Raw genomic sequence first — 9,603 nt, forward strand, 5'->3', positions numbered from 1 at the left:
GGAACGGTCTTTTCAGGTTGTGTGGTGTGGTGGATGAGTGGATACGCGCGGCTTAGCCCGCGAATCCCATCGAGATCGTCTCCGCTACGCGGTCCACGGTCTGGGAACCGGGCGCGGTCAGCTCATAGATCATGGCGCGGTTCGCCGTGATCCATTCGGTGCGTCCGTTGAGGTCAAAGCACACGAGCCCCGGGATGTCATCTGGCAGCGTGACATTGTAGCGCGCAAGAAGCGCAACGGCCTCCGCTCGCGAGAGGTCATAGACTTGCTCGCCATCGACAAGGATGCGAATGCGCGTAAGTGGTGCCGTGGCGGCATCGTTGCCGCCGAAGAACCACAGGCGACACACGTTTTTGCCGATGTCTTTTCCGTCGATCGTGTTCATCCCCTGCGTCAGAGGATGTGTGTTGGACAACTGACGAACAACGGGCGTGATGGTCTGCCAGCCGGGCGTTCCGGCAGCGGCAAGCGCTCTCGGCACTTGGCGCTGCAAGAGCCCCCCTGTCAGACGCGAGGGATCGGTTGCCTCACCGACTCCCACGTAGCGTTGTGCGACAAGGCGGTCATAGGCTTGCAGTCCGACGACTTGCACGAGCGTCCCGGCAGGCTGGGTCTTCAGCTTTATGTGGACGGTGAAATTTGACTGGCCATACATGGCCCAAGCGGTGGCGACTTGTGAATCGTAGCCTTCCTGCCACGGCTCGGCAAAATGCGTGGTGACGATGTTCTCTGGGTCCGGGTGCCCGTTGGCCGCGTTGATCTGGCGGATGCGCCGCGCGGAGAGGTTGCGGATGTCCTGTGTCCCAACGACGTATTTGATCCACTCAATCACGTCTTCAGCCGGGGCGGACACCATGACCGGCGCTGGGACTTCCTGCGTCGGGGCAGGCTGTATAAAGCACTGGTAAGACAGATGATGATACCGACGGTCAACCTGCATGGCTGCGTTCGCGACACCTCCTACGGCGACAGACTCAAGGCTGGTAATGGGTTCAATGATGATAGCCATAATGTGTATTGTTTTTTCGATACGGTTACGGTTCGTGGTGGGGAGAGCTTAGGCGGCTCCCTTCTTGGCGAATTTGCTCAGGAGCTTGCTGCTGGGATTGCGGGCCGCGAAAAAGAGCGCCCCGGTAACTCCGACTGCGGCGGAGACGACAATAATGATGATGCTTTTAATCATGTGTGTAGTGTGTAGTATGTTTTCAAATACGTGCTTGATGCGGTCTCCGTTATCGCCTCGCCACCGTTCATGCGAAAGCACGCAAAACGGACCAAAACGGATTAAAACGGATTAAAACGGACCCAATGGACACGCCTCCCCCCTTCCCCCCTCGCCAGCGAGGGGGAACCACCCACCACAAACGCCGAGTCGAGCAGAGCTCCCCACATCACACGCCGCGCCGCGCCCGTTCCAGTCGTTTGCGACACGCAGGCGTGGCGCTGGTTTGCCGCGTAGAGATCGGGCGGCCGCATCCGCACGCACACAGGCGAATGGACTGTGACGCGATGCGGTTCCGCACAGCCTGGCCGATCACACGAGCCATCGGTACCGGTACGCCGTTGCCCACCGCACGATATTTCGCGGCGAGGGACAGGCCGGGCAGGTCAAAATCGCGGGGGAGTCCCTGCAACTCGCAAAAGTCAGGGAATCTGCGTCGATCCGGGCGAGCGGCTTCTGTCGCCATGCACGTCGGTTCCAATGTCGGGAAAGTTGTGACCGCTCGATCGCAAACAAGCGACGTCGAGTCACACGAACCAAAATGGAATGTGCGCAGCCGGTTCTGGCGGCATCCGCATTCGGCAGCGTTAAGGTTGAATCTCTGGACGGTGTAGCCGGAAACATCGAACGGCGGGACGCCGGGGACGTTTTCCATCAAAAACCAATCGGGCCGCGCCTCGCCAACGATGCGGGCAAACTCCGCCAGCATCGCCAGCCCGTTGCCCGTTGGCGCTGTCCGGCGGGCGCGGGAAAAATCCTGACACGGCGGCCCGCCAATGATGCCGCCAAACGCGCCGGGGGGCACGTGGAACGTGCGCACGTCTCCTCCCCACACGAGGTCTGGTCCGCGAACTACGCAAAAACCCTCCGCCTCAAATCCGCGTCCAAGCAAATCCGCTCCGGGAAAAAGGGAAAGGACTAGGTCCGGGTGTGACATGGCGCCGTTACGGTTTCACCGGCGTGACTCGCAGGCTGTGACGCTCTCCAGCTCAGTCACACTCCGGATTGTCACGGCATCCGTGACTGACCAGACCGTGACAAACCCAGTGCCCGTCACGCCGGCAATGTCACACAAAATTTCAGCGGATTGCATAATCAGCGGGGAAGGCTGGCCAATTCCGCCCGTGTGAGGGAGCGGCGCACAATCGGCTCGAACGCCACCTTATGGATAAATTCGCGTTTTTGGAGCGTGGCCGTTTTCGCCATTTCTTCGTCCGCAAAAAGGTCAACCCAATCCAGTGCGCGTTTGCCCGATTGCCGGAAAACATACGCTTCAGAAAGGTTGCCGCGCATCGTTGGAGAGATGCAGGTGAAATCGTGCCCAATGGTAAAACACGCTTTGTGGAGGTGGCGGATTTGCGTGAAAAACGCCACGTCATCCATTGCCGTTTTTCGCAACGTGGTAGTCGATTCATCCCAGAAAACGGCGCAATTTCGTGTCCCTGTGACCGCCGCTTTAAAACGCGCCAGATCGCCCGTTACCCATGCAGTCCGCCCCCAATTGTGTTTAAAATAAAAGGGGTCAAAAACGATGGAACGAAGCCCGTAACGCCACCACATGAGCGCAACAAGCACGCGAGCGAGCGTCGTTTTCCCGCACTTGGAACCGCCAACGATTACGCCCAGCGGTTCCTCTCCCTCTTCGATTTTTTCGATCACGACCCGGCATCCTCCGGTTTGGCCTTTTCGCGCATTTCGCGGATTTTGGCGCAAACGTAGTCCCATGACCACGGCAGGCCGAAACAGGCGCGGGAAAGCCAGATAATGGGCCATGCGAGCATCAGAATCACGACGGACGGCAACAGGATGCCGAGGGCGGCAATGATGGCGCAGAGCGCGGGTATCAGGGCGGCAACTACGCACGCGGCGGCGATGATACCGACAAAAACGCCGGTGAGTTTGAGCATGGGTTGTGACATGGGGGGAATCATAGGTTCTGGATCGTTTTACAGATGGCCTCCAAGCGGATCGAATGGCGGCGAATCAAAGGCGCTTCCGCCTGTTGGCTGTGTGGGTTGATTCGCCACGGGGCGCGTGACGGGGGCGGCGATGGGTGTCACCGGGCGCGGTTCGGTTTTGCCTTTCCGCATCGCGTTTATCGCGTCAAAAATTTCGTCGCGCAGGAAATAGGAGATCAGACCAACCCCAAGAGCCAGCCATCCCACCACCTGTATGCTACGCCAGCGGAGAAACGCGCTCAGCATATCGTGTAACGCCTTGTCTTGGTCAGCAGGAGGAACTGCGGCCTTCATGTTTCCCAGTGCCTTTCCCGTTGCCAAATAAAGGCCCTTTTGGACAACGCGGGCCAAATCATCCGGCGAGCTTTTGGCGTCCCCCGCTCCTTTGTTCGGTGGTGCGTCGTTGCCAGCATCCGCGCCCGGTTCGGGATCGGGCGTTGGCGCGCGGTCGGCAGCTGCTTCGATGTCGTCAAACGACGGCGGAGGGGGGGGCGGGGGAGTGACATCCGGTGTCACGGTCTCGACGGATGCCGAGGGCGGCGGCGAGGGCGGCGCGTCCGTAATCGGCGCAGAGGAGGGCGGCGGTGTCGGGATGGAGGCGGGGGACACGACAGCGTCCGGTTTCCGGCCTCGGCCCGGACTCTTGGGCATCCAGCAGCCCGTTTTTGAGTTGGGGCGCGGCAGATGCCGCGCCGAATCGAAAGGGACGCCTTTTGCGTCCTTTGTTTCTCCAGCTATAGGTTCGTTTTCTGTGCTCATGGTGAAAAGGCAAAAAGGGGGAAAACGGTTAAGGCAGCGTTTCAAAATGGGGATGCGCGGCGGAATAAACGCGGATGGGTTCGAGAGACAGTTTCCACGCCAGCTTCGCGGGAAATCCTCTGCGCCGATACGACAGCCAACGGCCAACGCGACGGCGGAATTGATGCTCTGTGCGGGTTTTCCCTTTCATGATGATATACTAACTTCCGTTGGCTGAATCAGGTGTTACGCTTTGGCGGTTGTTCTCTCCAAGTGCGCGCAAATGCGCTCGGGATACCACCGGTCATCTCCCACCACCATTCCGTTAGTCCGCCTTTCCAGAGAAAGAGAGGTATCGACAAGATCACAACGAACGGGACCGCTAGGACAAGCAATAGCCTGCGCCAGAGGTTGGAGTGGATGTTAGCAATGGATTTGCGTCGTTTCATTGTATTCAAAAAAGCGTAACAATTCACCCCTCCAAACCCTGCGGGTTGGAGGCTTTTGGGTTGGGCTGAAGTAATAGTCTCCCTTGGCGCGGTGCGGACCGCACGTGGTGAACGTAGCGCGCCGCCTCGCGCCAGTCGTGACAATTTCGACCTTCGCGCCGGGCGGCATAGCTCCATGCCATGCTGTCGGCAGAGTGGAGCAGGCCGAACACGCCGCCGTCTTCGAGTGCCGTTTTCTTTAAGCCGAATCCGTGGAGCCGCAGGTCGGGCCGTTCGCGCTTGATCGACAGCAAAACGTCCAAAATCGCGTCCGGCGAGGCGTTGCGCTTGCAAACGCTACCCACCCCGACCCATTGACCGTCTGCGAGGCGCACACCATAGGCGCGCACATGCCTCACGTAGTCGTCTGGATGATACCCTTGCAGCACAGGCAAAATGTAAGCGGTTGTCCGACCGCGCAGCGCATCGTAACGCTCAATGGTTAAATTCTGATGCTCCGCAATGGACATCCCGGTTTTTTCGAGAATCCACGGTTCGCACATGTAGTCTTGCGAGACCGCAGCCAGCATCTTGCCGCATTGTCTCCACCGTTCGATTTGCCCGAGGTAATCATCGACAGAGTGACGATAGCGCCCATGCGTCGCAATTTCCGTAAACGCCCCACTATCCATGATCCACTCATTCACCGGAAAGTCAGACTTCCGCCGTTGCAACCGGTTAACCGAGATGAAGGTCGCGTCAAAATTTTCGGCATGGTGGATATCATCTAAACCTACGAAAAATCGGCACCCCGCCCAACCAGCCGGTGAAAACAATGTCTCGTTATCACTCGTCATGTTTCACCTCCGGGTTACGCAAAACCGTGATGCCGATAACGGCGGCGGTGCGGTGTGTGTCGCCATAACAGGCGTTCCATCCGGGCAGCAGTTGCGGGGTTGCCGAGATCGAAAAATGCACGATTTCACCGCACAATCTGCGGTGTGTGTATCCAAATGAAAGGACAACGGCACGCCCGACGCGGCATGTCCGCTCATTCCAACGCGGTCCATACAGCCGGTATTCCGCCGTTTTTTTTCCACGTTCAAACGCCTCAAAAAATTCGCGTTTTAATGGAATAAAAAGGGGAGACATATTTTCCGCTATCCGCCTGTTTGCCCATTTCTGAAACGCTTCGACGGTGTCCGCGATGTGCCAGGTCCGGCTTGCCTTTCCGAACATCTGACGCCGGTAACGGTGGGCAATTTCGTGAACCAACGCTTTACCTTTCGGCGTCAACCGTTCCCGATCCGTGCGCAGAAAACGGGCGTCAAAGGACATCATGCGTGGGGTGACGTTTTGTAGTTTCGGCCAAATTACATCCAATTCGGCGTCCGAAAAAACGCACGGCAAAGGCTCTGACGTGCCCGGCACAGTCGGGACTCGCGGCGGACGCGGCGGCGGCATCAACGCGGCCATCCTCGCCATTTGCCGTGTTTTCCACGCGTCCATTTCAGCGGACAGAGTTCGCGTTGTGTTGTGCATCCCCGGTTTCATCCGATTCGCTCCGCGTTGACGTGCTCACTACCGCTCAATGAGCGTGTCAGAAAAGAGGGTGTTTCTGATCCGCTGGTCTCCTTCCCTGCCAGTGTGACGGACGGCGGGCGGGCCAACAGGTCCGAAATGTGTCCGGCAAGACGGCGGAGGCCTTTTTCCGTGGAACTGCACAGTTCGCGCACGCTCACTGACGCCACTTTGTGTTGGTCCAATTCGCGCATGCACACCGTTGCGATGTCTCCGCGAATGCTAACGACTTCGCATACGGTGACACGCAATTCGTCCTGTCCAAAAACAGGGTGTTGATACCGTATCCAAAGCGCGGGGACGGGCTTTGAGAACTGTATCCTTAGCTCCCCTTTTTCCTTCCGGGCAGGGGGAGGCGTTTCGGCGTTTTTTTCGTCGTTTTTCATAACTTTGATAAATCGAAAAGGGTGTCGATTGGGAGGGGGGGCGGTGGTTCCTGCCCTTTTTCGGGCGGCTCCCACGTCTCTCGTCGTAAAAACTGCGGCAAAAACTCCGTGAAATTTCGTCCAGTTATGGGACTGGTGTGAACTCTCAGTTCGGAAGGCACCGGGACCGCCTCGCGCCCGGTTGCGCGCTTATACCACTCCCGGCCAATCGCCACGGCATCTTTTGCAAATCGCTTATCTTTAATTAGTTGATCAATATCTGGCGGACTATCGCTCCACACGGCAAAAGCCGGGGTCGCAAACTCCTGATCCCGATGCCACCAGCCCGGCGTTAGCCTCGCGACAACGCGGTTGCGGAACGCCGGACAACTTTGGCTGCGATTCCGTCTAGCCTTGCGAGCGTCTGGATCAGACGGAGGGATGTCCGGCAATGATGGCAAAAGCACCGGGACACCAAGGCGTATCTGTTCGATGTCCTTTTCCCTCTCAATTTTTTCCCTTAATTTTACATGCGCATCCGCCTGCTCCGGCCCGGCCCATTTTTTCTTCACCTCATCCCGGCGCTTCCGATTGTCCTTTTCCTGTTCCTTTTCGGGGTCCGTTTTCCCGCGCGTTTTCGATTGGCAATTCCAATCGTGAAACTCCACCGGCATTAACACGGCACCGTTTTCCCCCGCTTCCTTGAGCGCCCTTTTTCCCCTTTTCGCGTTTTTCGCCGCCGTTTTTTCCGCCTTTATCTGCTGTCCTTTGACCATTTCGATCCGTTTGCACTGCTCCCAAAGGCGTTTTGCTTCCGTGCGAAATTCACCCATTTTCTGGACGCGCCGCATTTTGACCATCGCCGTTGCCAGCGCCTTCATTTCGGGGGAGGACAACTTCACCAAGTCGTCTCCCTTCATCGTGTATTTCGTCACCTCTTGGATGCCCTCAATGGCGCCGTCGATCTGCCATTCCGCGTCCCATTTTTCATCCACGATATGGCACCATTCGGCCATCGCGCCTTTCGTTTTTATCACGATGCCCTTTTTCCTTTTCAGGCTGATTAAAAAACGGCCTGTCCTTGTGCCATCCCGCCCGTGCTTTCGGGACGGACGGTAAATCAGCATTTTTACTGTGCGCTTCTTTGAGAAACGAATACGTGAGGGCGGCCCAAATTTATCCCGCACATCCTTTTCTGTCTTGCCCAGATAACCGTCCCAATTTCTGGAGAGCCATTTTCCGAAATGGGTAATCGTGTGTGAATGTAGATGGGCGGTCGGGTTGCCTTCCGCATCACGTTTTAGTTCGCCGCATTCATTGGCGCGAAACTGTATCTGCGCGTAAAAATCGCGCATGAACTTCAGGCGATTTAAAATGGAAACCCTCCGAGACAAATTCCCTGATGCCGCCCGCAACTCCGCTCCGTTTGTCTTCGTTCGGATCGGCACGCGCTGCCCCCAAGTAAACGTTACCATCTGGTCGTATTGATGCCCCGGCAGGTTCAAAAAAAACTTCAGCAGTTTTCGTATTTTCCCACGCGCCTTTTCCGCTGATGCCGGAATCAATACCGACTTCGCAAAACCGGGGCAGGCAATCGCCCTCTGCAAAATAAAATCAACAATCCACATCTGCGGGCCGTCCCCAAAACCTCGGAAACCGCATGACTCCAACGCACAGGACACCTTGACCGACTGTTCGTATTGCTTTTCCCGTGCCTCTGCTGCCTCCCCGCGTGTTTCATCGTCCATTTTCAGTCCCGTCCGCAGCCGGACAACCTTCAGATAATCTGATTCGCGGAAACCCTCCACACTCTCAACGTCCGCAATCTTCGCCGCTGTCTCGCGTTCTAGCAGGGCCTCAATCTCCTCATCCTCTTTTGTCCAGCGATCCTCCCAATTTTGGCCGTTTTCCTCCCGATAGTTCTGCCGGAATTTTCGATTCTCCTCCCGATGTTCCGCATATGCCGGATGCGTATTGTAGATATCCTCCAGTTGTTTGGCCTTTATCCGATTATATTCACGCGGATCGGTCACTTTCAGTGTCCGCATAAACGCCGTTTCCTCCCATTTTCGCGGGTCTGGAGCTTTCGCCGCCAAAATGAGATTGTCCAAATCCTGCCACGCCTGTTCTTCGGCGACCTGTTTTTCCCGCGCCTCTTCCTCCAACTCCGCAACACGAGCTGCCCGGCCCGCCGCCATACGCATCTCACGCCGCAACTCATTCCGTTCCAAATAAGGAAGCTCCGCCCATCCCTTCGCCACGATGCGAGCAATGTGCGCACGCCGTTTTTTCCGCGCTATTTGGCCGCATACCTCACGAATGGCGGTCCCCAATTTATCTTCAGGGGCCGGGTTCGCGTAGTATTTGAACATTTCCGCACATGCGGGATCATCCCACACACGCTCCAATTCCCGCTCCCATCGCGCCATGTTCGGCGTATCGCGTCGTTGTTCGTCAACCGTCATGCCGCGCCCTCCGGTTCGGCCTGATCCACGATCCCAGCCCAGCGAAATAGTTCGGTTTCGGGGATGTAGTAGCGTCCACCAAAGGACGTTACCCTGCGCAGCTTGCGTTTTTTACATGCGCGCCTGATCCCTTTTTCAGAGACGGCTACTCCCCATTCAGCGAGAGCGGATGCAGCTTCTTTCGGGGAATAAACCCGCCGTGGTGACGGGCAAACGGCTTTGCCTGACAGGGGAGTCATGCCGTTTCGCCCTCCAATTCGCCCGCCAAGGCGTCGATTTCGGCCTCCAGACGGTGTGCTTTATGCAAAAGCGTCAGAAGCTCGGCCTGCGTGCGTGTATGGGCTCCCGTGCCGATTTCCCGGCGCACGGCGGCGTGCTGTTTGCGCAGTTCCCAAAGCTGCAAACCGCGCCGGGTTTCGTGTGCGGTCAGTTTCCGTTTTCGCTGCCTATTCCGGGCCGTGGCCGTTTTCCCGCCGCGTTCGCCCAATAAAAAGACCCGGAAACGGCCTGCGCAGGCCATTTCACGGGCGTTTAACGAGAGAATGGGGGGGCGGGGGGGGAGGGTGGCGGTGGCAGCATTTTGCTGCCAAACCGCTGCCAGTCTTTCACTGGCCGTTGTTACTTGCTGATAATCAGCGTGTAAAAATTGGAGGCGCGAGCCGGAATCGAACCGGCGGTAGAGCTTTTGCAGAGCTCGGCCTTACCACTTGGCTATCGCGCCTTAATCAAAAGGGCCGCGAAATTGCAGGGATTCACCCGGGCGCGCAAGTCCTGAAAATGTTTTTTCATCGCCACGCCTCCCGTCCCCCCCCCCCCTCTCTCCCGCCACGCCCTCCTCGTCACTCT

12 protein-coding genes and 1 tRNA gene are annotated in these 9,603 nt (G+C 57.4%); 1 reads left to right on the forward strand and 12 read right to left on the reverse strand.

Features of this window, described 5'->3' with window-relative positions:
* Nucleotides 1-52 precede the first annotated feature (52 nt).
* From OBACDRAFT_RS19640 to OBACDRAFT_RS26975, 3 genes are all read right to left on the reverse strand, one after another.
* Entirely contained in the window at nt 53-1,009 is a 957-nt protein-coding gene (locus tag OBACDRAFT_RS19640; RefSeq protein WP_157837209.1) for a hypothetical protein, read from the reverse strand.
* 48 nt (nt 1,010-1,057) lie between these two features.
* A complete protein-coding gene (locus OBACDRAFT_RS30905) occupies nt 1,058-1,183 on the reverse strand; it encodes a hypothetical protein (protein WP_269799086.1) in 126 nt (41 codons plus the stop codon).
* Nucleotides 1,184-1,391: 208 nt separating this feature from the next.
* Nucleotides 1,392-2,159: a DNA cytosine methyltransferase gene (locus OBACDRAFT_RS26975; RefSeq protein ID WP_081722214.1), complete on the reverse strand. Its 768-nt coding sequence runs from the start codon at nt 2,157-2,159 to the stop codon at nt 1,392-1,394.
* A 227-nt stretch (nt 2,160-2,386) separates the two neighbouring features.
* On the opposite strand from OBACDRAFT_RS26975, the gene OBACDRAFT_RS28595 reads away from it, so the two are divergent.
* Nucleotides 2,387-2,941 (forward strand): hypothetical protein, encoded by a 555-nt coding sequence (locus OBACDRAFT_RS28595; RefSeq protein WP_157837210.1) that lies wholly within the window; start codon nt 2,387-2,389, stop codon nt 2,939-2,941.
* On the opposite strand, the gene OBACDRAFT_RS19655 is transcribed toward OBACDRAFT_RS28595, so the two are convergent.
* The 9 genes from OBACDRAFT_RS19655 to OBACDRAFT_RS19690 form a co-directional block, all read right to left on the reverse strand.
* Entirely contained in the window at nt 2,878-3,141 is a 264-nt protein-coding gene (locus tag OBACDRAFT_RS19655; protein ID WP_125069562.1) for a hypothetical protein, read from the reverse strand. The two genes, OBACDRAFT_RS28595 and OBACDRAFT_RS19655, sit on opposite strands and share 64 nt — an antisense overlap.
* A gap of 27 nt (nt 3,142-3,168) precedes the next feature.
* Nucleotides 3,169-3,696, reverse strand: coding sequence for a hypothetical protein (locus OBACDRAFT_RS29050; RefSeq protein WP_198529954.1), 528 nt, complete (start codon nt 3,694-3,696; stop codon nt 3,169-3,171).
* Complete coding sequence (locus tag OBACDRAFT_RS28605; RefSeq protein WP_064499813.1) at nt 3,650-3,952, reverse strand: hypothetical protein; 303 nt, start codon at nt 3,950-3,952, stop codon at nt 3,650-3,652. Before OBACDRAFT_RS28605 ends, OBACDRAFT_RS29050 begins: the two co-directional genes overlap by 47 nt.
* Before the next feature lie 438 nt (nt 3,953-4,390).
* Nucleotides 4,391-5,203 carry a deazapurine DNA modification protein DpdA family protein gene (locus OBACDRAFT_RS19665; protein ID WP_052362281.1) on the reverse strand — a complete coding sequence of 271 codons (813 nt, stop codon included), beginning with the start codon at nt 5,201-5,203 and terminating at the stop codon, nt 4,391-4,393.
* Complete coding sequence (locus tag OBACDRAFT_RS25840) at nt 5,193-5,888, reverse strand: hypothetical protein (protein ID WP_157837211.1); 696 nt, start codon at nt 5,886-5,888, stop codon at nt 5,193-5,195. Before OBACDRAFT_RS25840 ends, OBACDRAFT_RS19665 begins: the two co-directional genes overlap by 11 nt.
* Before the next feature lie 8 nt (nt 5,889-5,896).
* Nucleotides 5,897-6,313: a hypothetical protein gene (locus tag OBACDRAFT_RS28610; protein WP_157837212.1), complete on the reverse strand. Its 417-nt coding sequence runs from the start codon at nt 6,311-6,313 to the stop codon at nt 5,897-5,899.
* Entirely contained in the window at nt 6,310-8,757 is a 2,448-nt protein-coding gene (locus OBACDRAFT_RS19680; protein WP_157837213.1) for a hypothetical protein, read from the reverse strand. The genes OBACDRAFT_RS28610 and OBACDRAFT_RS19680 overlap by 4 nt, the downstream gene beginning before the upstream one ends.
* Nucleotides 8,758-8,992: 235 nt before the next feature.
* Complete coding sequence (locus OBACDRAFT_RS28615) at nt 8,993-9,277, reverse strand: hypothetical protein (protein WP_157837214.1); 285 nt, start codon at nt 9,275-9,277, stop codon at nt 8,993-8,995.
* Between the two features lie 127 nt (nt 9,278-9,404).
* Nucleotides 9,405-9,478: transfer RNA gene (locus OBACDRAFT_RS19690), tRNA-Cys, on the reverse strand.
* Nucleotides 9,479-9,603 lie beyond the last annotated feature (125 nt).

This window comes from Geminisphaera colitermitum TAV2, assembly GCF_000171235.2.
Taxonomy (GTDB): Bacteria; Verrucomicrobiota; Verrucomicrobiia; order Opitutales; family Opitutaceae; genus Geminisphaera; species Geminisphaera colitermitum.